This window comes from Bradyrhizobium sp. Kon69 (genome assembly GCF_055807515.1).
In genome coordinates, this window is sequence record NZ_JBVVOS010000182.1 from 1 (window position 1) to 349 (window position 349).

A 349-nucleotide genomic window follows, 5' to 3' on the forward strand; every position below is an offset into this window, starting at 1 on the left:
AGCCGGATTCGCCATGATCTTTGCCCTGCTGATCGGTGCAATCCTGTGGAACCTCGGCACCTGGTGGCTGGGTTTGCCGGCGTCGTCGTCGCACACGCTGATCGGCTCGATCATCGGGGTCGGCGTCGCTAACGCCTTGATGCACGGCCGCGATGACACCAGCGGTGTGGATTGGAGCCAGGCCGCCAAGATCGGTTACGCGTTGCTGCTCTCCCCACTGATCGGCTTCGCGTTTGCCGCCTTGCTGTTGCTGGCCCTGCGCGCCTTCGTGAAAAACCGCGCGCTGTACAAAGCCCCGAAGGGCGATACCCCGCCGCCGTGGTGGATTCGCGGCATGCTGATCGTCACC

General features: G+C 64.2%; 1 protein-coding gene. It reads left to right on the forward strand.

The window, feature by feature from the left end:
• A partial coding sequence (locus tag AC0L3U_RS38740) for an inorganic phosphate transporter (protein ID WP_473365014.1) occupies positions 1 to 349 on the forward strand: 349 nt, incomplete at both ends.